The sequence below is a fragment of the Nocardioides phosphati genome, from assembly GCF_014646375.1.
Lineage (GTDB): Bacteria > Actinomycetota > Actinomycetes > Propionibacteriales > Nocardioidaceae > Nocardioides > Nocardioides phosphati.
In genome coordinates this window covers 189321-210695 of the sequence record NZ_BMNI01000002.1, presented here as the reverse complement: position 1 = coordinate 210695, position 21375 = coordinate 189321, and the positions used below count along the sequence as shown (strand labels likewise).

At 69.8% G+C, this 21375-nt stretch carries 24 protein-coding genes; 12 read left to right on the top strand and 12 right to left on the bottom strand.

Features of this window, described 5'->3' with window-relative positions:
* Positions 1-37 precede the first annotated feature (37 nt).
* On the top strand, positions 38-646 hold the full coding sequence (locus tag IEX47_RS05950) for a hypothetical protein (RefSeq protein ID WP_188783091.1): 609 nt from the start codon (positions 38-40) through the stop codon (positions 644-646).
* Positions 647-652: 6 nt separating this feature from the next.
* Here the strand turns inward: IEX47_RS05950 and IEX47_RS05945 are convergent, their stop codons facing one another.
* Positions 653-1168, bottom strand: coding sequence for a class I SAM-dependent methyltransferase (locus IEX47_RS05945; protein ID WP_188783090.1), 516 nt, complete (start codon positions 1166-1168; stop codon positions 653-655).
* Positions 1169-1246: 78 nt separating this feature from the next.
* Between IEX47_RS05945 and dapB the strand changes: the two genes are divergently transcribed.
* Entirely contained in the window at positions 1247-2002 is a 756-nt protein-coding gene (dapB, locus tag IEX47_RS05940) for a 4-hydroxy-tetrahydrodipicolinate reductase (protein WP_268238950.1), read from the top strand.
* 76 nt (positions 2003-2078) lie between these two features.
* On the opposite strand, the gene IEX47_RS05935 is transcribed toward dapB, so the two are convergent.
* Complete coding sequence (locus IEX47_RS05935) at positions 2079-2636, bottom strand: DUF3043 domain-containing protein (RefSeq protein ID WP_229662663.1); 558 nt, start codon at positions 2634-2636, stop codon at positions 2079-2081.
* An 86-nt stretch (positions 2637-2722) separates the two neighbouring features.
* Here IEX47_RS05935 and IEX47_RS05930 point away from each other — a divergent pair, with 86 nt between their 5' ends.
* Positions 2723-3358, top strand: a complete 636-nt coding sequence (locus tag IEX47_RS05930) for a VOC family protein (RefSeq protein WP_188783089.1) — start codon at positions 2723-2725, stop codon at positions 3356-3358.
* Here the strand turns inward: IEX47_RS05930 and IEX47_RS05925 are convergent, their stop codons facing one another.
* Together IEX47_RS05925 and nadA are read right to left on the bottom strand one after the other, a co-directional pair.
* A complete protein-coding gene (locus IEX47_RS05925; protein WP_229662662.1) occupies positions 3359-3703 on the bottom strand; it encodes a zinc ribbon domain-containing protein YjdM in 345 nt (114 codons plus the stop codon).
* Positions 3704-3785: 82 nt separating this feature from the next.
* Positions 3786-4958, bottom strand: a complete 1173-nt coding sequence (nadA, locus tag IEX47_RS05920) for a quinolinate synthase NadA (protein ID WP_188783087.1) — start codon at positions 4956-4958, stop codon at positions 3786-3788.
* A 94-nt stretch (positions 4959-5052) separates the two neighbouring features.
* Here nadA and IEX47_RS05915 point away from each other — a divergent pair, with 94 nt between their 5' ends.
* On the top strand, positions 5053-6135 hold the full coding sequence (locus IEX47_RS05915; RefSeq protein WP_188783086.1) for a glycerate kinase family protein: 1083 nt from the start codon (positions 5053-5055) through the stop codon (positions 6133-6135).
* A gap of 107 nt (positions 6136-6242) precedes the next feature.
* Positions 6243-6665, top strand: a complete 423-nt coding sequence (locus IEX47_RS05910) for a HesB/IscA family protein (RefSeq protein WP_229662661.1) — start codon at positions 6243-6245, stop codon at positions 6663-6665.
* A 75-nt stretch (positions 6666-6740) separates the two neighbouring features.
* Here the strand turns inward: IEX47_RS05910 and IEX47_RS05905 are convergent, their stop codons facing one another.
* Positions 6741-6977, bottom strand: coding sequence for a hypothetical protein (locus IEX47_RS05905; RefSeq protein WP_188783085.1), 237 nt, complete (start codon positions 6975-6977; stop codon positions 6741-6743).
* Positions 6978-7040: 63 nt separating this feature from the next.
* Here IEX47_RS05905 and IEX47_RS05900 point away from each other — a divergent pair, with 63 nt between their 5' ends.
* The gene (locus tag IEX47_RS05900; RefSeq protein WP_188783084.1) at positions 7041-8015 is read left to right on the top strand and encodes a carbohydrate kinase family protein; all 975 of its coding nucleotides are present in this window, start codon (positions 7041-7043) and stop codon (positions 8013-8015) included.
* A 6-nt stretch (positions 8016-8021) separates the two neighbouring features.
* On the opposite strand, the gene IEX47_RS05895 is transcribed toward IEX47_RS05900, so the two are convergent.
* Entirely contained in the window at positions 8022-8249 is a 228-nt protein-coding gene (locus IEX47_RS05895) for a sulfurtransferase TusA family protein (protein ID WP_188783083.1), read from the bottom strand.
* A complete protein-coding gene (locus IEX47_RS05890; RefSeq protein WP_229662660.1) occupies positions 8246-9394 on the bottom strand; it encodes a cysteine desulfurase family protein in 1149 nt (382 codons plus the stop codon). The genes IEX47_RS05895 and IEX47_RS05890 overlap by 4 nt, the downstream gene beginning before the upstream one ends.
* A gap of 104 nt (positions 9395-9498) precedes the next feature.
* Here IEX47_RS05890 and ctaC point away from each other — a divergent pair, with 104 nt between their 5' ends.
* The 5 genes from ctaC (at position 9499) to IEX47_RS05865 (ending at position 14494) form a co-directional block, all read left to right on the top strand.
* A complete protein-coding gene (gene ctaC, locus IEX47_RS05885) occupies positions 9499-10392 on the top strand; it encodes an aa3-type cytochrome oxidase subunit II (RefSeq protein WP_188783082.1) in 894 nt (297 codons plus the stop codon).
* Positions 10389-12059 carry an aa3-type cytochrome oxidase subunit I gene (gene ctaD / locus IEX47_RS05880; RefSeq protein WP_188783081.1) on the top strand — a complete coding sequence of 557 codons (1671 nt, stop codon included), beginning with the start codon at positions 10389-10391 and terminating at the stop codon, positions 12057-12059. The genes ctaC and ctaD overlap by 4 nt, the downstream gene beginning before the upstream one ends.
* A complete protein-coding gene (locus IEX47_RS05875; RefSeq protein ID WP_188783080.1) occupies positions 12056-12469 on the top strand; it encodes a cytochrome c oxidase subunit 4 in 414 nt (137 codons plus the stop codon). Before ctaD ends, IEX47_RS05875 begins: the two co-directional genes overlap by 4 nt.
* Before the next feature lie 125 nt (positions 12470-12594).
* Positions 12595-13794, top strand: a complete 1200-nt coding sequence (locus tag IEX47_RS05870) for a L,D-transpeptidase (protein ID WP_188783079.1) — start codon at positions 12595-12597, stop codon at positions 13792-13794.
* 103 nt (positions 13795-13897) lie between these two features.
* Positions 13898-14494, top strand: a complete 597-nt coding sequence (locus IEX47_RS05865) for a type IV toxin-antitoxin system AbiEi family antitoxin domain-containing protein (protein WP_188783078.1) — start codon at positions 13898-13900, stop codon at positions 14492-14494.
* 85 nt (positions 14495-14579) lie between these two features.
* Here the strand turns inward: IEX47_RS05865 and istB are convergent, their stop codons facing one another.
* Both istB and istA read right to left on the bottom strand, forming a co-directional pair.
* Positions 14580-15356 carry an IS21-like element helper ATPase IstB gene (gene istB, locus IEX47_RS05860; protein ID WP_188783077.1) on the bottom strand — a complete coding sequence of 259 codons (777 nt, stop codon included), beginning with the start codon at positions 15354-15356 and terminating at the stop codon, positions 14580-14582.
* Positions 15353-16909: an IS21 family transposase gene (istA, locus tag IEX47_RS05855; protein WP_188783076.1), complete on the bottom strand. Its 1557-nt coding sequence runs from the start codon at positions 16907-16909 to the stop codon at positions 15353-15355. Before istA ends, istB begins: the two co-directional genes overlap by 4 nt.
* Before the next feature lie 309 nt (positions 16910-17218).
* Here istA and IEX47_RS05850 point away from each other — a divergent pair, with 309 nt between their 5' ends.
* A complete protein-coding gene (locus tag IEX47_RS05850; RefSeq protein ID WP_188783075.1) occupies positions 17219-17518 on the top strand; it encodes a putative endonuclease domain-containing protein in 300 nt (99 codons plus the stop codon).
* 142 nt (positions 17519-17660) lie between these two features.
* On the opposite strand, the gene qcrB is transcribed toward IEX47_RS05850, so the two are convergent.
* From qcrB to qcrC, 3 genes are read right to left on the bottom strand one after another with little or no spacing between them, the layout of a single operon-like run.
* Positions 17661-19394: a cytochrome bc1 complex cytochrome b subunit gene (gene qcrB / locus IEX47_RS05845; RefSeq protein WP_444544075.1), complete on the bottom strand. Its 1734-nt coding sequence runs from the start codon at positions 19392-19394 to the stop codon at positions 17661-17663.
* Positions 19391-20473 carry a cytochrome bc1 complex Rieske iron-sulfur subunit gene (qcrA, locus tag IEX47_RS05840; RefSeq protein ID WP_188783074.1) on the bottom strand — a complete coding sequence of 361 codons (1083 nt, stop codon included), beginning with the start codon at positions 20471-20473 and terminating at the stop codon, positions 19391-19393. Before qcrA ends, qcrB begins: the two co-directional genes overlap by 4 nt.
* Positions 20470-21369 carry a cytochrome bc1 complex diheme cytochrome c subunit gene (gene qcrC / locus IEX47_RS05835; RefSeq protein ID WP_229662659.1) on the bottom strand — a complete coding sequence of 300 codons (900 nt, stop codon included), beginning with the start codon at positions 21367-21369 and terminating at the stop codon, positions 20470-20472. Before qcrC ends, qcrA begins: the two co-directional genes overlap by 4 nt.
* Positions 21370-21375: the final 6 nt, after the last annotated feature.

The window sequence follows — 21375 nt, the reverse complement described above, 5'->3', positions numbered from 1 at the left end:
GGCGCATCGGGCGGCCACACGGTCCCAGGAGTCCTCGATGTCCCTCACCCGCAAGCTGGTCCTGAGCGCAGTCCTTCCCGCCATGGCTGCTCCGGTCGTCGTGCTCGGAGCCGCGACCTCGGCCGAGGCCTACCCGATCATCTGCGACCCCGGCACGAGCTGGACGAAGGTCGGGTCGCCGACGCGCGTCAACCAGGTCACCCACATGAAGGGCATGGAGAACTTCACGGGGAGCACCGCCACGCGGACGGCGACGGCGTCGCGGGTGACGACCATCGAGGCGAGCGTCTCGACCACCTACTCCGTCTCTGCCGAGGTCTCCGCGAGCATCTTCAAGGTGTTCTCCGCCAAGGCCAGCTCGTCGTTCGGCATCACCGTGGCCGCCAAGGGCTCGAAGACGAACACCTCGTCGGAGTCGGTCACCTGGACGATGAAGCCCGGTGACAGCTACGTCTTCTACGCGGGCAGTCGCAAGGTCACCGCGCACTGGACGCGGTACCGGTGCAACGGCAACGGCACGGACTTCTCGGTGACCTCCAGCGGCTCCGCGAAGTCGTTCTACGGCACGACCGAGGGCGGCGTCGCGTGCAAGGCCACTCCGCCGGTCGGCACCATGGCGTACGTCGCGAAGGTGAAGTACTGCTGACTGCCGCTACTTGCGGCCGATGATGCCGACCATGGCCGGCCGCTTGCTCTGCACCGCGGAGACGCGGAACCCGGCCTCGGCGAGGGCGTGTGAGGACTTCTCGACCATCATGCGCACTTCGTCGAGGCGGGTCGCCTCGTAGAAGAGGTGGACCGTGCCGCCCGGGGTCAGCTTCTCGTGGAGGAGTGCGACCTCCTCGCGGCAGTCACGGATCCAGAAGAGGTTCACGTTGACCGCGAAGACCTTGTCCAGGCGCTTCACGGGCACGCGCAGGGTGGCGAGGTCGATGTGCCGGACGGTGAGCCGGCCGGAGTCGACGTACTCGGCGTTGACGCGCTTGGTGCGGTCGACGGCAGCCTCGGAGCGGTCGATGACCATGAGCTTGCCCTTGCCGAGTCGGCTGGCGACGAGGCCTGCCGCTTCGCCCGCCCCGCAGCCGATCTCCAGGACATGATCGTCGGGCTGGACGTCGAGGATGTCGACGGCCCAACGGATGCGCGCGGGGATGGTCTGGATGGCCATGGGCCTAAGACTGCCAGTTGTGTCCCGCGGAGGCATCCGGACACCCTGTGATGTCTGCGTTGAAGTAGGTTTGTGACCGTGGCTGAGACGAAGGTGAAGGTGGGCGTCCTCGGGGCGCGGGGCAAGGTCGGCGCCGAGATGTGCGCGGCGGTCGAGGCCGCGGAGGACCTCGAGCTGGTCGCGTCGATCGACGCCGGAGACGACGTGCAGGCTCTCGTGACCAGCGGGGCGCAGGTCGTGATCGACTTCACGCACCCCGACGTGGTGATGGGTAACCTCGAGTTCTGCATCGCCCACGGCATCCACGCGGTCGTCGGCACGACCGGCTTCGACGAGGCGCGACTCGCGCAGCTCGAGCAGTGGCTCGCGGCATCGCCGCAGACCGGCGTCCTGATCGCCCCGAACTTCTCGATCGGCGCGATCCTGATGATGAAGTTCGCGACGATCGCCGCGCCCTTCTACGACTCGGTCGAGATCATCGAGCTCCACCACCCGACCAAGGCCGACGCCCCGTCCGGCACGGCGGCGCGCACCGCCAAGCTGGTCGCCGAGGCGCGGGCGGCCGCCGGCTCCCCGCCGTTCCCCGACGCGACGTCGCAGGAGATCGAGGGTGCCCGCGGTGCCGACGTCGACGGCGTCCGGGTCCACGCGCTGCGCATCCGCGGCATGATCGCCCACCAGGAGGTCGTCTGTGGCGGCCCGGGTGAGACGCTGACGATCCGCCACGACTCGATGGACCGCGCATCGTTCGGTCCCGGCGTCCTGACCGGCGTCCGCCAGATCGGCTCGCGCCCCGGCCTCACCGTCGGCCTGGAGCACTTCCTGGACCTCTGAGGCCCCGGACACACGCAGAAGGCCCGCTCCCTCAGGGGAGCGGGCCTTCTGTGTCGACAGGCGCTGGTGGCGTCCGTCAGCGGTAGTTGTCGGGCAGCGACTGCCCGATCTTCACCTGCGGCTTGGGCAGGCGCAGGATGCGCAGCTGCAGCGAACGGACCAGCGCGTAGTACGTCACGCCCTTGAGGGGCTTGCCGGGGAGGCGACGACGCACCTCGCGGCGGGCCTTGAAGCGGACCCAGAGCAGGTCGGCGACCACGAGCACGACGGCGGTGAGCCACATGCCCTGCCCGAGGACCGGGTTGATGGAGCTCAGCACCAGGATCAGGACGAGCAGCGGAGCGAAGAGCTCGGCGAAGCCGAGCCGCGAGTCGACGACGTCACGGAGCAGGCGCTTGACCGGGCCCTTGTCGCGCTCGGGGAGCCCCGAGTCGTCGCCGGTCTTGTAGGCGGCCTGCAGCTCCCGCATCGACTCCTTGCGGCGCGACTTCTGCGCCGCACGCTGGGCCTTGGGGTCCGAACCGAGCCGGGCCCGCGCGCGGGCGGCCGCCTCGGCCTCCTTGCGCGTCGGGGTCGGGCGCCCCTTCTTGCCGGTGGCGTTGGGGGCGGCGTCGTCAGACGGCTTGGGAGTCAACTTCAGGCCTTCGTGCGGGCGGGACGGGACGCGCCCAGCCTACCGGTGGCACGGCCGGAGGCCGCCGCGTGGATACCCTCCCTCCCGTGACCATCACGATCGACCAGCTCCAGGTGGGCGACGACGCGGGAGCCTGGGCCGCCGCCGGCTTCGCCGTCGCCGACGACACGTGCCACCTCGGGTCGGTCGCGGTGCGGCTCACGGGCGCTGCGGGGCCTCGCGGCGTACGCCGGTGGGTGCTGTCAGGAGTCACTCCGGAAGCGGTGGAGGAGTTCGTGGCCGCGGAAGGCGTGGCGACGGTCGTGGCCGACGCCCCGCCCGTGCCGGGCACCGGCGCGCCCCACGACCTGGGCGTGACCCAGATCGACCACCTGGTGCTGATGACGCCGAACATCGCGCGCACGACCGCTTCGCTCGAGGCGCTCGGACTCGACGTACGCCGGGTGCGTGACGCCGAGCTGGCCGGCTCACCCGTGCGCCAGGTCTTCTTCCGCCTCGGCGAGGTCATCCTGGAGGTGATCGGTGCGCCGACGGGCGAGGGGGAGGGCCCGGCGACGTTCTGGGGGCTCACCCACACGGTGGGCGACATCGACGCCGCGGCGGCGTACCTCGGCGAGCGCTGCGGCCGCGTCAAGGACGCAGTGCAGCCCGGCCGCCGGATCGCCACCGTCCGCACCCGCGAGCTCGGGATCTCCGTAGCGACCGCGCTGATCAGCGCCTGATCAGGCCTTCTTCACGACCGACGACTTGAGCTGCATGCGGCCGAAGCCGGGCACGGTCGCGTCGATGTCGTGGTCGCCGACGCCCTGCTGAAGGCGGATGCCCTTGACCTTGGTGCCGACCTTGATGGTGCCTCCGCCGGCGCCCTTGACCGGGAGGTCCTTGGCGATCACGACGTCGTCACCGTCACTGAGGACGTTGCCGTTGACGTCGCGGATCAGTGCGGCATCGGCCTGCTCGGCAGCCTCGGAGGGCGACCACTCGTGGGCGCACTCCGGGCAGACGATGAGCTCACCCATCTCGTAGGTGTACTCGGAGGCGCACAGGGGGCACGGGGGCAGGCTCATCGACATTCCGATCTGATCAGGTCTTCAAGTGGCGGGGAGAAACGAGGCGCCCCGGCGTGCGGCCGGAGCGCCTCGGTGGAGCTCAGTCCTTGTGGGACTTGCCGGGCAGGGCGAGCATGCGGTCGAGCGCGACCTTGGCCCAGTGCTCGGTGTCCGGGTCGACCTCGATGACGTTGGGGACCTCGCCGTTGACGAGGGACTCCAGCGTCCACACGAGGTGGGGGAGGTCGATGCGGTTCATCGTGGAGCAGTAGCAGACGTTGCGGTCGAGGAACATGATGTTCAGCTCGGGGTGCGCGTCGGCCAGGCGCTTGACGAGGTTGAGCTCGGTGCCGATCGCCCAGCTCGAGCCGGCGGGCGCCTTCTCGATCTGCTTGATGATGAACTCGGTCGAGCCGACGAGGTCGGCCTTGAGCACGACCTCGTGCTGGCACTCGGGGTGGACCAGGACGTTGAGGTCCGGGACCTTCGCGCGCAGCTCGTCGATGACGTCGGGGGAGAAGCGGCCGTGGACCGAGCAGTGGCCCTTCCACAGGATCATCTTCGCGTCACGCAGCTGCTCGACGGTCAGTCCGCCGTTGGGCTGGCGCGGGTCCCACACGACGCACTCGTCGAGCGCGATGCCCATCTGCAGCACGGCGGTGTTGCGGCCGAGGTGCTGGTCGGGGAGGAAGAGGACCTTGGCGTCGGGCTTCTGGGCGAAGGCCCACTCGAGCGCCACGTCGGCGTTGGACGAGGTGCAGACCGCACCGTCGTGCTTGCCGCAGAACGCCTTGATGTCGGCGCTGGAGTTCATGTAGGTCACCGGCACGACCTGGTCGGCGACACCGGCCTCGGTCAGCGCGGCCCAGGCGTCCTCGACCTGCGCGAGGCGGGCCATGTCGGCCATCGAGCAGCCGGCGGCCAGGTCGGGAAGGATGACCTTCTGCTCCGGCGCGGTCAGGATGTCGGCCGACTCGGCCATGAAGTGCACGCCGCAGAAGACGATGAACTCCGCGTCCGGACGGGCCGCCGCGTCGCGCGCGAGCTTGAACGAGTCACCGGTGACGTCGGCGAACTGGATGACCTCGTCACGCTGGTAGTGGTGGCCCAGCACGAAGACCCGGCTGCCGAGGGCGGCCTTCGCCGCGGTCGCGCGGGCGACCAGGTCCGGGTCGGAGGCAGCGGGCAGGTCGCCCGGGCACTCGACGCCGCGCTCGGCGTCGAGGTCCTTGCCGCGCCCGAGCGGGAGCAGGGGGAGGTCGACAGTCGTCATGCGCCCATCCTAGTGACCGAGGCGCCCCTCGACCGGGGCGCGTCCGAGCGGGCAACCGTGCCCGGTCCGGGGATGTTCCCGGCAGGATGTCCCCGTGCTGGTCCTCATGGCCCCTGACAAGTTCGCAGGGACACTCACCTCGGCGCAGGCCGCAGCCGCGATGGCAGCCGGGTGGCTCCGCCGTGCGCCGGGCGACACGGTCGACGCAGTGCCCATGTCCGACGGCGGCCCCGGCTTCGTCGACACGCTCCACGCCGCGCTCGACGGGCGCCTCGAGGCGGTCACCGTCCGCGGGCCGCTCGGGGAGCCCGCCCCGGCGACGCTCCTGCTCGTCGGCCACACGGCGTACGTCGAGACCGCGCAGGCCTGCGGCCTCGCCCTCACCGGCGGCCGGGACGCCCGCCACGCCACGACGTACGGCGTGGGGGAGCTGCTGCTGGCCGCCCTCGACGCCGGCGCCCACGAGGTGGTGCTGGGGCTCGGCGGCTCCGGAACGACCGACGGTGGTGCCGGACTGCTCGCCGCCCTGGGCGCGAGCGCCGACCGTGACCTGACCGCGGGCCCGGCGGGCCTCGCGGGGGTGACGACCGTCGACCTCACGCAAGCGCGCGCCCGCCTGGCCGGCGTCACCCTGGTCGCCGCCAGCGACGTCGACAACCCGCTGACCGGCCTCTTCGGCGCTGCGAAGGTCTTCGGTCCGCAGAAGGGGCTGGCCGACGACGAGCTCCCGGCCGTCGACGGTGCCCTCCAGGACCTGGCGGCGGCGACCGACCGCAAGGCAGCCGCGGAGAAGGGAGCGGGTGCTGCCGGCGGGCTGGGGTTCGCCCTGGCCCTGCTGGGCGCACGTCGCCGCTCGGGCCTCGAGGTGGTCGCCGACGCGACCGGCCTGGCCGAGCGCATCGCCACCGCCGACCTCGTGGTCACCGGCGAGGGCGCCTTCGACGTCACCAGCCGCGGTGGCAAGGTCCCTGCCGGCGTGGCGCGGCTCGCGGGCGAGCAGGCGCGGCCGTGCATCGTCCTCGCCGGCCGCGTCGAGGTGGGCAACCGCGAGATGCGCGCGCTGGGCGTGGAGTCGGCGTACGCGATGGTGGAGCGGGCGGGGGAGCGCGCGCTCACGGAACCGGTGGTCGTGCTGGAGGAGCTCGCGGCGCACGTCGCGGGCCAGTGGTCCCGCTGATCGGGCCGGTCGGCGACGACGCGGGGGAATAACCGTGCGTGTGCGACCATTGAGGACGTCGAACAACGACACCAGACCTTCTCTGGCAAAGACTTCAAGGAGTGACCATGGGCGACGCTTGCTGCGGCGGCGGTGGCGGACACAGCCACGGCGCGCCGGCCGCGACCCTCAACATCGAGGCTCCCCGCGACTTCGAGACGCGTGCTGACCAGATCAACCTGAGCCCGGTTGCTGCGGGCAAGGTGAAGAGCCTGCTCGAGCAGGAGGGTCGCGACGACCTCGCGCTCCGCATCTCCGTGCAGCCCGGTGGCTGCTCCGGCCTGCGCTACCAGCTCTTCTTCGACGAGCGCACGCTCGACGGCGACGTGACGACGGACTTCGACGGCGTGACCGTTGTCGTCGACCGCATGTCGGTGCCCTACCTCAACGGTGCGGTCATCGACTTCGTCGACACCATCGAGAAGCAGGGCTTCACGATCGACAACCCCAACGCGTCGGGCTCCTGCGCGTGTGGTGACAGCTTCCACTGATCCGACGCGCTCGGAGCAGACGAAGGCCCCCGCCGGATGGCGGGGGCCTTCGTGCGTCTGAAGGGCTGGGCCGGCTCAGCTCGGGCGGTCGAAGAACGCCGCGCCCATGCGGGCCAGCCGGTCCGAGACGGCCAGCGCCGGAGCCTTGGCGCGCGCCGGGGCTGCGCCGGCCACGGCCGACACGACCTCGACCGCGCGACGCGGGATCGGGACCTTGATGTTGCGCTTGGCCTCCGCGCAGTCACCGTGCATGTCGGCGGGCGAGCTGGCGTCCTCGTAGGGCACGTGATCAGGCTGGGTGGCAGTCGTCATGGCCTCGACGCTAAGGACTACCGACGGGTATCAGAACCCCTACCGAACGGTAGTCTTCCGCGCATGTCGCTCCTGATCACGGGCTCCATCGCCACCGACCACCTGATGACGTTCCCTGGCCGCTTCGCGGACTCGCTCGTCGCGGAGAAGCTGGACAAGATCTCGGTCTCGTTCCTCGCCTCCGACCTCGAGGTACGCCGGGGCGGTGTCGCGGCGAACATCGCCTTCGCGCTCGCCCGCCTCGGAGAGCGGCCTGTCCTCGTCGGCGCGGTCGGTGAGGACTTCGCGGAGTACCACTCCTGGCTCGACCGCCACGGCGTCGACTGCTCGTCGGTCCACTACTCCGAGACGCAGCACACCGCCCGCTTCACCTGCACGACCGACACCGAGATGAACCAGATCGCGTCCTTCTACCCCGGTGCCATGGGCGAGGCCGGCCAGATCGAGCTCAAGCCGATCGTCGACCGCGTCGGGGACCCGGCGTACGTGCTGATCGGCGCGGACGACCCGGGCGCGATGCTGCGCCACACCGAGGAGTGCAAGGAGCGCGGCTACACGTTCGTGGCCGACCCCTCGCAGCAGCTCGCGTTCGCCGACGGCGACCTGATCCGCCCGCTCGTCGACGGTGCCGACATCCTCATCTCCAACGAGTACGAGGCCGAGCTGATCACCGCGAAGACCGGCTGGACCGCCGACGAGGTGCTCGCCAAGGTGGGCACCTGGGTCACCACGCTCGGCAAGGACGGCGTCCGGATCCAGGACAAGGACGGCCTGCTCGTCGAGGTCGGCGTGCTCGACGGCGTCACCCCCGTCGAGCCGACCGGCGTCGGCGACGCGTTCCGCGGAGGCCTCCTCGCGGGGCTCACCCGCGGCCTCGGCTGGGAGCGCGCGGCCCAGCTCGGCTGCACCGTCGCGGCGTACGTCGTGGAGACGGTCGGCACGCAGGAGTACACCGCCACCCGCGACGAGATGCTGACCCGCCTGGGCGCCACCTACGGCGACGCTGCCGAGAAGGAGATCCGCGAGGCGCTCGCCTGACCTGCTTCAGCTGAGGCGGCGCACCCGGTAGACGGGTGTGCCGTCTTCTGCTGTCTCCTCGCCGAGGTACTCCTGGCCGCGCATGCGGCACCACGCCTGCGTGTCGGCACGCGCTGCCACGTCCGTGGCCGCGACCGCGATCTCGTCACCCACCGCCACGCCCGGGAGCGCCTTGGCCAGCGCGATGATCGGCGCCGGGCAGCGCAGGCCGCGACAGTCCAGGTCGAGCCTCACAGTCCGACCTCGGCACGCAGGTCGCGGACGACGCCGGGCAGGAGCGCGAGGAACCGGTCGACCTCGTCCTCGGTGGTGGTCGTGGTGAGCGAGAGCCGGACGTTGCCGTGCGTCAGGACGCCCATGGCCTCGAGCACGTGGCTCGGGGCCAGCGTCGAGGCGGTGCAGGCCGACCCGGACGCCACGCCGAAGCCCTTCTCCGCGAGCCGGGTCACCAGCGCCTCGCCGTCGACGTACAGGCAGGAGAAGGTGACCAGGTGGGGGAGCCGGTCGTCGGGGGAGCCGACGACCTCGACGTCGGGGATGACGGTGACGGCCTCGCGGACCCGCGCCACCAGCGCGTGCTGACGCTTGTTGGTCTCCGTGCGGTCGGCCACCACGGCCTGCAGGGCGGCTGCGGCTGCGAGCGTGGCGGGGATGTTCTCGAAGCCCGACCCACGCTCGTCGACGCGGTCGTCGACCGGGTAGGGATTGCGCCAGGGCGAGCCCTTGCGGACGAGCAGGACACCGACGCCCGCCGGCCCGCCCCACTTGTGTGCGGAGCCCGCGGCCACGGACCAGCCGTGGGGGAGCGGCAGCCGTCCCATCGAGGCGCACGCGTCCATGAAGAGGGGTACGCCGGGAGCGACCTCGGCAGCCGCCTCCACGGGCTGGAGCGTGCCGACCTCGTGGTTGGCCGACTGCAGGGCCAGGGCGTGGAGTCCGGAGCCGGCGCGGAGGGCTCCGCCGAGCTCGTCGAGCGCGACGCGCCCGGAGCGGTCCACCGGGATCGAAGCGACGCGCGTGTCGAGCACGCCGGTCGCCCAGTCGGCGGCGTGCAGGACCGAGGAGTGCTCGACGGCGGAGTGCAGAAGGGTCGACCCGCGGCGCCGCGCCCCGAGCAGGCCGAGAACGCCGCGGTGAACCGCATCGGTGCCGGAGGACGTGAACGACACTTCCTCACGGCGTACGCCGAGTGCGGCGGCCGTCGCCTCGCGGGCGTTGTCGAGGATCAGGCGCGCATTGCGTGCCTCGCCGTGCAGCCGGCGTGGGTCCGCCCAGCCGTGGTCGAGCGCCGCGAGAAGCGCCTCCCGGGCCGCCGGATGCAGCGGTTCGGCCGAGGCGGCGTCGAGATACCCGGCGTGCGGGTCAGAGGGCAATCTCACACCGCGAACCTACCGGGCGGGCAGGGGCACAAGACGCCCCGGTGTTCCGCTAGAGTCCGCCGTATCCGTGAAGTCTTAGAGGAAGGCTCGTTGTGGGTCTGCACATGACCAGGCGTGCTCGCCGGACGGCGCTTGGAGCGTTCGTCGGCGCCAGCTTCCTTCTCCTCGGGGCCTGTGACCCCGAGACCGAGAAGCAGTTCCACCACTGGGCCATGCCCAGCAACAGCCCGGGCACCGTTCAGGGCCAGGACATCTTCGAGCTGTGGAAGGGCGCGTGGATCGCTGCCCTGATCACGGGCGGGATCACCTGGGCCCTGATCTTCTACGCGTCGTGGCGGTTCCGCCGTCGCAGCGACGACGAGATCCCGGTGCAGACGCGTTACAACCTGCCGCTCGAGATCTTCTACACGATCGCCCCGATCATGATGGTCGTGGTGTTCTTCGCGCACACCGTGCGCGTGCAGGAGGCGGTCCTCAACGAGACGCCGAAGCCGGACAACTGCGTCCAGGTCGTCGGTCAGCAGTGGTCGTGGACCTTCAACTACAGCGAGTCGTGCGACGACGCCCAGGCGGGCACCGGCAAGGTGCTCTACACCGCCGGCACCGGGTCGCACATCCCCACGCTCGTGCTGGAGAAGGGCAAGACGACGCAGTTCTGGCTGTCGTCGCCCGACGTCATCCACTCGTTCTGGATCACCGGCTTCCTCATGAAGATGGACATCATCCCCGGCCAGTCCGGCGAGGACCGCAACCACTTCTCCGTCACCCCGAACAAGGTGGGTGACTACCGAGGCAAGTGCACCGAGCTCTGCGGCGTCTACCACTCGCGCATGCTCTTCAACGTGAAGGTCATGGACAGCGCGGACTACGACGCGTACATGGCGCAGCTGGCCAAGGACCCGGAGCACGTCGCGGACGCGCCCCTCCTGGGCGGCGAGCACTCCACCACCACCGCCGGCCTGACGGCCGGCGACACCGAGACCGGAGGCAACGAGTGAGCGCGGCAACTGCGCCCCTGACCGCCAGCGGCCGCAAGCCGCTCGGCACGAACATCTTCCGTCTCCTGACGACCACCGACCACAAGCTGATCGGCAAGATGTACCTCGCGACGTCGTTCGCGTGGTTCATGTTCGGTGGCCTCCTTGCGCTGCTGATGCGCTCGGAGCTCGCCTTCCCGGGCACCCAGGTCGTCAGTGACGAGACGTTCAACCAGCTCTTCACGATGCACGGCACGATCATGCTGCTGCTCTTCGCGACGCCGCTCTTCTTCGGCTTCGGCAACGTCGTGATGCCGCTGCAGATCGGCGCTCCCGACGTCGCGTTCCCGCGTCTGAACATGCTGAGCTACTGGCTCTACCTGTTCGGTGGCCTGATCGCCGGTGCCGGCTTCCTGACCCCTGAGGGCGCGGCCGACTTCGGCTGGTTCGCCTACACGCCGCTCTCCAGCGCCGTCCGCTCGCCGGGCGTCGGTGGCGACATGTGGATCATGGGCCTCTGGATGGGTGGTCTCGGCACCATCCTCGGTTCGGTCAACTTCATCACGACGATCATCTGCATGCGTGCCCCCGGCATGACCATGTTCCGGATGCCGATCTTCGTGTGGAACACCCTGATCACGTCGATGCTGGCGCTCCTGGTCTTCCCGATCCTCGCGGGCGCGCTGCTCATGCTGGAGGCGGATCGCAGCCTCGGGGCACACGTCTTCGACACCAACCACGGTGGCGCCATCCTGTGGCAGCACCTGTTCTGGTTCTTCGGCCACCCGGAGGTCTACATCATCGCGCTGCCGTTCTTCGGCATCGTGACGGAGATCCTCCCGGTCTTCAGCCGCAAGCCGATCTTCGGCTACGTCGGCCTCGTCGGCGCCACGCTCGGCATCGCGATCCTGTCGGTCGCCGTCTGGGCGCACCACATGTTCGTCACCGGTGCGGTCAACCTGGCCTTCTTCTCCGGCATGACGTTCCTCATCGCCGTCCCGACCGGTGTGAAGTTCTTCAACTGGATCGGCACGATGTGGGGTGGCTCGCTGAGCTTCGACACGCCGATGCTCTGGTCGGTCGGCTTCCTGACGACCTTCCTCTTCGGTGGTCTGACCGGCATCATCCTGGCGTCGCCGCCGCTCGACTTCCACCTCTCCGACTCGTACTTCGTGGTGGCGCACTTCCACTACGTCGTCTTCGGAACCGTGGTGTTCGCGATGTTCGCGGGCTTCTACTTCTGGTGGCCCAAGATGACCGGCCGCATGCTCAACGAGACGCTCGGCAAGGTCCACTTCTGGATCCTGTTCGTGGGCTTCCACCTGACCTTCCTCGTCCAGCACTGGCTGGGTGTCGAGGGCATGCCGCGCCGCTACGCCGACTACCTCCCGGACGACGGCTTCACCACGCTGAACCAGGTCTCGACCGTGGGCGCCTTCCTGCTCGCGTCGTCGACGATCCCGTTCATCCTGAACGTGTGGCTGTCGCGCAAGTCCCCGCTCGTCGAGGTCGACGACCCGTGGGGCTGGGGCCGCTCGCTCGAGTGGGCGACCAGCTGCCCGCCGCCGCGCCACAACTTCATCACGATCCCGCGGATCCGTTCGGAGTCCCCGGCGTTCGACCTGCACCACCCCGAGATCGCGGCCCTCGAGGTCGAGTCCAACGAGCATGAGGAGATCGGCAAGTGAAGGCAGAGGCTTGGGTCTTCGGATCCGTCACCGCGTTCTGCGCGCTGGTCACCCCGGCGTACTGGGTGATCACGGACAACTCCGCCAAGGGTGGTGACTGGACCGGCACGTCGGCCCTCACCATGACCACGCTGCTGTTCGCGATGGTCACCCTGTACCTCGGGTTCCACGCCTCGCGCATGGACCCGCGTCCGGAGGACCGCAAGGACGGCGAGATCGCCGACGGCGCCGGCGAGCTGGGCTTCTTCCCGCCCTACTCCTGGTGGCCGCTCTGGTGCGCCCTGACCCTCTCGGTCATCGTGCTGGGCGTCATCATGGCCTGGTGGCTCTTCGCCATCGGCGTGATCCTCGGCCTGCTGGCCGTGCAGGGCTGGATCTTCGAGTACTACCGTGGAGAGCACGCTCACTGAGCCACTCCCACACCTGACAAGGGCCCCACACGCGGTGATGATCAACACCGCGGGTTGGGGCCCTTGGCGTCTCTCGGGAAGTTAATCTGGATGCTGCACATCTTTCTGTGATCTGGAGCTTCCCCATGACCGTTGGCCTCACCCTCGCTGCCCGTGTTGCGGCGGGTCTCGGCGCGCTGGCGCTGCTCACCTCGTGCAACGCCGTTCCCGAGGCCCTGGGCGGCTCCGCCGAGGCCAGCACGCCCTCGCAGGCGACGGCTGTGCCGAAGCTGACCACCAACGTCCACGGCACCGCGGTCACCGTCGACTCCCACGTCGTCGCCCGGGCAGCCGACGGCACGTTCTCGGCCGTCATCCTGAAGGCCCGCGACGGCGAGACCGCCGGTGCGAAGATCCCGGGCAAGATCGCTGCTGACGGCACGACCTGGCGCGCCGCCGCGCTGCTCGAGCCGGCCACGACGTACGTCGTCCTGGCGCGCGTCAAGGACGCCTCCGGCAAGGAGGTGCCGCTGCGCACGCGCTTCGTCACGCAGTCGCTCGAGGGTCACCAGGTCTTCCCGTCGGTGGCGCCGCTCGCCGGCGAGACGGTGGGCGTGGGCATGCCGGTGATCGTGCAGTTCGACGCTCCGGTCGCCGACAAGGCGCGCTTCGAGAAGCTCATGAAGGTCACCAGCACGCCCCAGCAGCAGGGCGCCTGGCACTGGCTCAGCGACCGCGAGGTGCACTGGCGGCCGGTGTCCTACTGGAAGCCGGGCACCGACGTGCACGTGCAACTCGACCTGAACAGCATCCCGGCAGGCAATGGCTTCTACGGCCAGGAGACGCGCTCGATCGACTTCCACATCGGCGACGCCCACGTCTACAAGGTCAACGCGCAGACCGACCAGATGCAGGTCTACTCCAACGGCACGCTGCTGCGGACGCTCCCCGTCACGACCGGCATGAAGGGCTTCACGACGCGCTCGGGCACCAAGGTCATCATCGAGAAGAACCCCGACCGCAGCATGGACTCCGAGACCGTCGGCATCGCGAAGGACAACCCGCTCTACTACCACGTGGACCACGTCCTCTGGACGATGCGCCTGACGTACTCCGGCGAGTTCATCCACGCTGCGCCGTGGTCCGTGGCGTCGCAGGGCCACGCGAACGTCTCGCACGGCTGCACCGGCATGTCGACCGAGAACGCCCAGTGGCTCTTCAACATGAGCCGCCGCGGTGACGTCGTCGAGACCACCGGCACCGACCGGCCCATGGAGCTGACCAACGGCTACGGCGACTGGAACGAGTCCTTCGCCGACTGGAAGGCCGGCTCGGCCCTCTCCTGAGACCGCGCCGGGCGTACGCCGAGACGGCGCTTGGTTGCGCTTCTCTCCACAGGGTCGGCCGCAGCCAGTGGCGCGGCCCGCACGCGTCACGCACAACTGAGGCATGACGCCCTCATACCTGGACTACCTCTCATCGGCTGACCTTCCTGTCCCTCAGGACCGACCTTTCGGGGTCGCCGAGGCGCGCGACTGCCTCGGCGGCTGGAGGGGCGTCAGAGCGGCGGTCGCCGCGGGCCTCGTCACGCAACCGCTGCGCGGGGTGTACGCCGTCTCCACGCTGCGCGACGACCTGGCTCGCCGACTGGCAGTGGTACGGATGGTCGCACCGCCGGACGCGGTGGTCTGCGACCGCACTGCGGCCTGGCTACATGGCGCACCGATGGCGCTGGCCCCGGGGTCGCATCTCGCGACGCCCACCCCACAGCTGTACCTGCCGCCCGGCCGGCGACTGCGCAACGGGCTGGTGGAGAGCGGTGCCCGGGAGCTCCTTCGTCGTGACGTCGTGGAGATGGACGGGCTCCTCGTGACGTCGCCGCTGCGTACCGCGTGCGACCTGGGACGGCTCCTTCATCGCGACCAGGCGCTGGCCGCCCTCGACAGCATGCTCAGGTCTGCGACCGTGACGCGGGAACAGCTCGTGGCGGAGGTCGAGCGATTTCGCTGTCAAGGGCCAGTAGGAACTGCCCAGTGGCGGTCATGAAACCTGCCCGCTGACGGTCACGAGAGTTGCCCGGTGGTGGCCATGGGATCTGCCCATGGGGGCTGCGGCCACCACCGACCAGGGATCAGCTCAACGGGTTCACCCCCTGGCCGGCGAGTGCTTGGGTGAGTCGTACTGACTCACCTGAGGTCTGGCAGACGTGGGCGTGGTGCAGCAGCCTGTCGACGGTGGCGGTGGCCAGCGTCTTGGGCATCAGCTCGTCGAACCCCGACGGGTGCAGGTTCGAGCTGATCGCGACCGAGCGCTTCTCATAGGCGGCGTCGACGAGCCGGTAGAGCCCCTCGGCGGCGTCGGCTGCGACGGGCAACAGGCCGATGTCATCGACGATGACCAGGTCGGCGCGCAGGACGCGGGCGATGGCCTTGGTGACGGTGTCGTCCGCGCGGTGGCGGCGCAGCAGCACGCCGAGGTCTTCCAGGGTGAACCAGGCGACCTTCAACCCGGCCTCGACGGCCTGCTGACCGAGGGCTTCCAGGAGGAACGTCTTGCCGGTCCCGGACGGGCCGCACACGACGAGGTTCTCGCGACGGTGCACCCATTCCAGGGTGCGTAGCGCCTGCTGGGTCGGTGCTGGGATCGAGGAGATCTCGGGCTGCCAGGCCTCGAAGGTCTTCCCGGTCGGGAACCCGGCCGCGGCTCGTCTGGTGGCGAGTGCGGAGCGTTCCCGGCCGGCGACCTCCTCGGCGAACAGCGCCTTCAACACCTCGGCGGGCTCCCAGCGCTGGGCTTTCGCGGTCGCGACGACCTCGGGGGCGTGGCGGCGGATGTGTGGCAGCCGCAGCTTGCGCAGTAGGTCTTCCAGGTCGGCGGGCAACGGCGGCGCAGTGCTCGTGGTCGTCACGCGATCACCTGCTCGTCGGTCCCCGATGCCTGCACCGGCGCTCCGAGTCGTGCCCACGCGCTGGTGCCCTGGGTCAGCGAGGAGTCTTCACTGGCCCTGAGTGCACGGTGCTCACCGCCAGGCCGGCGGGATCCACGTCCGTGGTGGTGGTCCAGGATCGAGGACAGGTCGGCCTCGGCGAACCGGCCGTGGACCGCGGCGTGGCCCAGTGCCCAGTCGACCTCGACGGGGTCGAACAGCTTCGCCAAGGCGAGCGCTTCAGTCATCTTCACGCGCATCCGCGGGGTGCCCGCGGCGGCGGCCTCGACCAGCCACAGCCTCGCGCCCTCGCCCAGGTCGAGGAACTCCGCTTCCGCGGCGTTCTTCGGACGCGGCCGGCGCTCCAGCGGCCCTTCGGGCTGGGGCGGGAAGTGCGCGTCGTCGATCTTCGGCGTGCCAGGCGTGGCCCGCCGGTGGCGGGCGACCTCGACCGGACCGTCCTCGCCGACGTGGACGACGACGACCTGCTCGTCCGCGCCCACACCCTGGGTGCGGACCCATACGGTCTGACCGAGCAGCGTGTGCGGGACCGAGTACTGGCCGGACTCGAAGGTCACCATCGGCGTGTTCGCCGGCACCTGCCGGGTGACCCCGAACGCGACCGTGTGCGGCGTCGTCGGGACCGGGTGCAGCCGGGCCCGCTCCTCGGCGAGCATCGCCACCGGTGGCCGCTTCGTCACCCGGTGGGGTCGGGTGTTGACCTTCTCGCAGAACGCCACGCACGCCGCCTCAAGCTCAGCGAACGAGGCGTAGGCCCCGCGCAGGTTGGTGTCCTTCGGAACGAGGTCGGCCTTGCTGATCTTCACCGACGACTCGGTGCCGCCCTTGGACGCCGGGTCCGCCGGGACGCAGGTGTGGACGGTCACCGAGTAGTGACGCGCGAACGCCACCAGCTGCGGATTCCTGACCGGGATCCCGGCGATGTGCGCGACCGTGACGGTCTTCTCATTGTCGGTCAGCACGTAGGTCGGCACCCCGCCCAGCCGGCGGAACGCCTGGTCAAGCGCGGCGAAGACGCTCGGCATCGTCTTGTCGCGCAGCGGGATCACGACCCGGAACCGCGACCAGGCCAGCCACGCGACGAACAAGACCGTCTTGACGCCGTCGACGACGGGGCCGTCGCCGTAGTCGTACTGCAGCCACATCCCCGGCTCGGCCACCCAGGGACGGTGCACCCGGACCCGGCCGGCCCGGTAGGCAGCCTTGACCTGCGCGACCGCGCGGCGGGTGGTGCGCTCGGAGCCGGTGTAGCCCAGCGCGACGAGCTTCTCGTGCGCGATGTCGGCGCGGACCTTCCCGTGGCTGCGTTCGACCCACTCCTCGACCTTCGGCAGGTACTCATCGATCAGCTGCGGGCGGGCCGCGGCGCGGTCCAGCGCGCCGCCGGCAGCACGGCGCTCGACGTAGTGCTTGACCGTGTGATGGGAGCAGCCGGCCAACTCCCCGGCATCGCGCAACGACCCGGTCAGGTCGTAGGCATCCAAGATTTCCATGATCTCCTCGGCAGACTTCAACTCATCCCTTCCTCGGGAGCGATAGGGCGCATCAGCACCGCTCATCGCACCCGAGGAAGGGGCCTCAACCGCGCAGCGCGGCGAGGCAGACGACGTCGTGTCGGGCAGATCCCATGACCGTCAGCGGGCAACTTTCATGTCCGCCAGCGGGCAGCTTCGTGGCCGTCTCCGGGCAGTTTCTCGTGGCCGCCGACATTTCGCGGTTATCGCGGCGTACGTCGCCTCCGCGAGCTGGCGCCGATCGCCGACGGTCGAGCGGCGTCGCCGGGGGAGAGCATCCTTCGCCTTCGCTGGATCGACTGCAGTGACTTGCCCACGCCTGACCTGCAGGTGGAGGTGGCGACTCCGTGGGGCACGTCCTACTGGCTCGATCTGGGGGTGCCCGAGATCCGCTACTCCGCCGAGTACGACGGAGCTGAGTGGCACGGGGAGGATCGGCGGGAGCACGACGCTGCACGGCGGAGCTGGATCGAGGACGAGCAGCACTGGACCGTCGATCGCTTCGTCGGCAGGAACGTCTACGGCCCGTGCATGGATGCTGACGTCCGCCTGCGCGACGGCGTACGCCGGGCGCTCGCGGCCCGGCGTACGACCTGGTACTGCGTGTGACGAATGGACGTCTCGGCGTGCGGAACGGTGACGAAGCGCCACGTCGGCGGGGAGGGAAGCAGAAGGGCCGCCACTCCCGGTGGGGGAGTGGCGGCCCTTCTTCAGGTGCCGGGGCGGTCAGACCGCCTCAGTCGGTGGTGCGTCAGTGGCGGAGCTCTTCGCCGGCGACGTCGTGGTGACCGTCGAACTGGTGGCCGTCAGCGGCGTGGGCGAGACCGGCCTCGAGCTCGTGCTCGTGCTCGGCGTGGTGGTGCGCCTCCTCGAGCTCCTGGGCGGTCGGCTTCTGCACGTTGTCGGCGAACATCCAGGTCGACAGCTTGGCGCGGAGCTTCGCGGCGCGGGCGCCCTTGGCCTCGACCTCACCGTTGACCGGGGCGGCCACGACGTTGTCACGAGCACGGGCGGTGAGGCGGTAGGCCTCCTCGCCGCTGATCGGCAGGTGACGCTCGGAGTAGGCACCCTCGGGCGACCGCATGATGATGCCGGTCTCGTAGCCGTGGAGGATCTTCTCGCTGTCGTGGCGCTGCAGGGCGATGCACCAGCGCTTGGCGATGAAGAAGACCAGCACCGGCACGACGAAGACCGCGACGCGCATGAAGCGGGTGATCCACTCCATGTTCAGCGAGAACTGCGTGGCCAGGAGGTCGTTGCCGCCGGCGGCCCAGAGCAGGCCGTAGACAGACATCATCGCGGCGAGGAACGCCGTGCGGGTCGGGGCGTTGCGCGGCCGGTCGAGGATGTGGTGCTCGGCCTTGTCGCCGGTCACCCACGCCTCGAGGAAGGGCCACATCATCATGACGCCGAGCAGGATCATCGGCGCGACCTCACCGGGGAGGAACACGTTCCACGACCACGTCGTGCCGAAGATGTGCGTCTCCCAGTGGGGCATGATGCGGAGCAGGCCCTCGGCGATGCCCATGTACCAGTCAGGCTGCGAGCCGGCGGTGACCTTGGAGGGGTCGTACGGACCGTACTTCCAGATCGGGTTGATCGAGAGCAGGCCGCCCATCAGCGCGGTGACGCCGAAGACGATGAAGAAGAAGCCACCGGCCTTCGCGGCGTACACCGGCATCATCGGGTAGCCGACGACGTTCTCCTCCGTGCGGCCGGGGCCGGCCCACTGGGTGTGCTTGTGGTAGACGACGAGCAGCATGTGCGCGGCGACCAGGGCCAGGATCAGGCCGGGGACGAGCAGCACGTGGGCGACGTACAGGCGGGGGATGATCGCCTCGCCCGGGAACTCGCCGTCGAACATGAAGAACGACATCCAGGTGCCGACGACCGGCGTCGACTTGATCAGGCCGTCCGCGATGCGCAGACCCGTGCCGGAGAGGAGGTCGTCGGGGAGCGAGTAGCCCGCGAAGCCCTCGACGACGCCGAGCAGGATCAGCACGCCACCGATGAGCCAGTTGACCTCACGCGGCTTGCGGAAGGCGCCGGTCACGAAGACACGCATCATGTGCACGAGCATCGCGGCGATGAAGATCATCGCGGCCCAGTGGTGCATCTGGCGCAGCAGGAGGCCGCCACGGACGTCGAAGGAGATGTCGAGCGCGGACGCATAGGCCTGCGACATCTCGACGCCACGGAGCTGGTCGTAGGAGCCCTGGTACTGGACCTCGCCCATCGACGGGACGAACCAGAGGGTCAGGAAGACACCGGTGACGAGCAGGACGACGAAGCTCCAGAGAGCGATCTCGCCGAGCATGAAGGTCCAGTGGTCGGGGAAGACCTTGCGGATCATCTTCTTCTGCGAGGTGGCGAGACCGAGACGGTCATCGGCCCACTTCACGACGGCGGAGCCCTTCGCAGCCAGGCCCGAGGCCGGGACGGCGGCGGGCGTGGTGCCGTTGGACTTGGCGACGTTGTCGGTCACTTGTAATCACGCTCCCAGTAGCTCGGGCCGACCGGCTCGAGGAAGTCGCTCTTGGCGACGAGGTAGCCCTCGTCGTCCACCTCGATCGGCAGCTGCGGCAGCGAGCGGGCAGCGGGACCGAAGACGACGCGGCCCTTGTCGGCCAGGTCGAACGTGGACTGGTGGCAGGGGCAGAGCAGGTGGTGCGTCTGCTGCTCCCACAGGGCGATCGGGCAGCCCACGTGGGTGCAGATCTTGGAGTAGACGGCGATGCCCTCGTGCGCCCATGCAGCGGTGGCGGAGGAGATGTCCTTCGGCTCCATGCGGACGACGATGACGGCCGACTTGGTCTTGGCGACCTGCAGGGCCGCGCCCTCGAGCGAGCGGGACTCGATGTCCTCGCGCTGCTGGGCGGTGGCACGCGGGTCGAAGGCGTCGACGAGGCCCTCGGGCTCGGCGTTGACGAGCTGGCCGATCTCCATGTCGGAGGCCTTGATCCAGCGACCGGTGACGTCGTTGACGACGCGGATGCCGGACTTCCAGAACGTCTTCTCGAGCGTCTTCTTGATGTTCGAGGGCGTTGCGTCCGGGCCGAGGTCGTTGAGGGCCACGATGGCAGGGACGCCGAGGAAGCCGAGGGCACCCAGGAGGGTGTTGCGCACGAGGGGGCGGCGGGCGATGCCCGACTCCTCGAGGCCCAGGGCGAGGTCGGCGAGGACCTTCTCGCGGTCCGACTCCGCCGAGGCGGCCGGGTGGCGCAGCTCGGAGATCTCGTGGTCACCCATGAGCTTGCGGCTCCACTGGATGACGCCGACGCCGATGAGCAGCAGCGCGAAGCCGAGCGTCAGGCCGAGGAACAGGTTGGAGGCACCGAACCCGAGGAAGGTGTCCCAGCTGTCCTTGATGTCGAAGGTGTAGTAGGCGACGGCGAAGCCGATCGCGCAGAGCATCGACGCGATGAACATCGCGGCGACCTGGCGCTCGGCACGGCGCGCGGCCTTGGGGTCGACGTCGGTCGGTCGCGGGAGGTGGGCGGGGATGCCCGGGTCCGCGATCGGCTCGGCCGGCACGGCCGGCGAGTTGTCGGTGTGGTCGGTCACGCGTCTTCCTTCTTGTGCGTACGAGCGGTGTGGGCGGCGATCCAGTACGCGAAGAGCACCAGTCCGCCGATGCCGACCAGCCAGGCCATGAGGCCCTCGGCGACCGGGCCGAGGCCCTTCATGCCGAAGCCGCCGTACGCCGGGGTCTGCTTCTTGTCGTTGACGGAGTAGATGTAGGCGATGATGTCGCGCTTGTCCTCGGGGGTGAGGACGTTGTTCGAGAAGACCGGCATCTGCTGCGGGCCGGTGAGCATGGCCTCGTAGATGTGCTGCTTCGCGACGCCCTTGAGCGGCGGGGCGTAACGACCCCACGGCATGGCGCCGCCGGAGCCCTCGAAGTTGTGGCACGCGGTGCAGTTGGTCAGGAAGAGCTTGCCGCCGCGGACGATCGCGTCACGCTGCTCGTCGGCCGAGAGGCCCTTGACCGCGTCGAGGTCGTAGTCGGTCTTCGTCGGGGCGGCCGGGCCGGGCGCCAGCGACGCGACGTACGCCGCGAGGTACTCGGTCTCCTGCTCGGTGAAGGCCGCCGGCTTGCGCGGGGCCTGCTTGCCGGTGGCGGCCATCGGCATGCGGCCGGTCTCCACCTGGAAGTGGACCGCGGCGGCACCGACGCCGACGAGGGACGGGCCGAGGTTGGACTCGCCGTTCTCGGCGACGACGCCCTCGCCGTTCTGGCCGTGGCAGGTCGCGCAGGAGAGGAGGAAGAGCTTGCGGCCCGCCTCGATCTTCTGCGACTGGGTGAGACCGTCGGCGCTGTTCTCCGCCGTGGCGGAGGACGAGAAGGCGGCGAAGAGGCCGCCGGCCATCAGCAGTCCGAGCAGGATGACGAGCAGGCCGGCGACGGGACCGCGGCGGTGCCGCGACAGTCGACCTGCGGAGCGATTCAGGAGTCGCACGTGATT

Coding starts and splice junctions, on each gene's coding strand:
- IEX47_RS05950 (WP_188783091.1), top strand. CDS start 38: ATGTCCCTCACCCGCAAGCTGGTCCTGAGCGCAGTCCTTCCCGCCATG.
- IEX47_RS05945 (WP_188783090.1), bottom strand. CDS start 1,168: ATGGCCATCCAGACCATCCCCGCGCGCATCCGTTGGGCCGTCGACATC.
- IEX47_RS05925 (WP_229662662.1), bottom strand. CDS start 3,703: ATGAGCCTGCCCCCGTGCCCCCTGTGCGCCTCCGAGTACACCTACGAG.
- nadA (WP_188783087.1), bottom strand. CDS start 4,958: ATGACGACTGTCGACCTCCCCCTGCTCCCGCTCGGGCGCGGCAAGGAC.
- IEX47_RS05910 (WP_229662661.1), top strand. CDS start 6,243: ATGGGCGACGCTTGCTGCGGCGGCGGTGGCGGACACAGCCACGGCGCG.
- IEX47_RS05905 (WP_188783085.1), bottom strand. CDS start 6,977: ATGACGACTGCCACCCAGCCTGATCACGTGCCCTACGAGGACGCCAGC.
- IEX47_RS05900 (WP_188783084.1), top strand. CDS start 7,041: ATGTCGCTCCTGATCACGGGCTCCATCGCCACCGACCACCTGATGACG.
- ctaC (WP_188783082.1), top strand. CDS start 9,499: ATGACCAGGCGTGCTCGCCGGACGGCGCTTGGAGCGTTCGTCGGCGCC.
- IEX47_RS05870 (WP_188783079.1), top strand. CDS start 12,595: ATGACCGTTGGCCTCACCCTCGCTGCCCGTGTTGCGGCGGGTCTCGGC.
- IEX47_RS05865 (WP_188783078.1), top strand. CDS start 13,898: ATGACGCCCTCATACCTGGACTACCTCTCATCGGCTGACCTTCCTGTC.